Origin of the sequence: Bacillus cereus group sp. BfR-BA-01524 (assembly GCF_022662595.1) — a bacterium.
In the GTDB taxonomy this organism is placed as follows: Bacteria; Bacillota; Bacilli; order Bacillales; family Bacillaceae_G; genus Bacillus_A; species Bacillus_A thuringiensis_S.
This window is the reverse complement of the sequence record NZ_JAKUDW010000461.1, coordinates 1-223: the sequence shown is the minus strand read 5'-3', so window position 1 is coordinate 223 and position 223 is coordinate 1. Positions and strand designations below refer to the sequence as shown.

Genomic DNA, 223 nt, shown 5'->3' with positions numbered 1-223 from the left:
TCGTGAGTGGATTAGACGATATGAGTCTTCAGGTGAAAAGGCCTTTGAAAAGTGCTATACATTCTACCCAGCCCAGTATAAACTAGATGTACTTTATTATATGAATGAACATGGGACATCTATCAGAGAAACAGCGGCACTTTTCAATATACCGTCTTATGAAACACTTCGGAAGTGGAAAATAGCTTATGAAACAGGAGGATTGGATGCCCTACAATTAAAG

General features: G+C 38.6%; 1 protein-coding gene. It reads left to right on the top strand.

Going from position 1 to position 223, the window contains the following annotated elements; genetic code table 11:
• The coding region (locus tag MR170_RS31895) for a helix-turn-helix domain-containing protein (RefSeq protein ID WP_242310791.1) at positions 1 to 223 on the top strand (223 nt) is incomplete at both ends.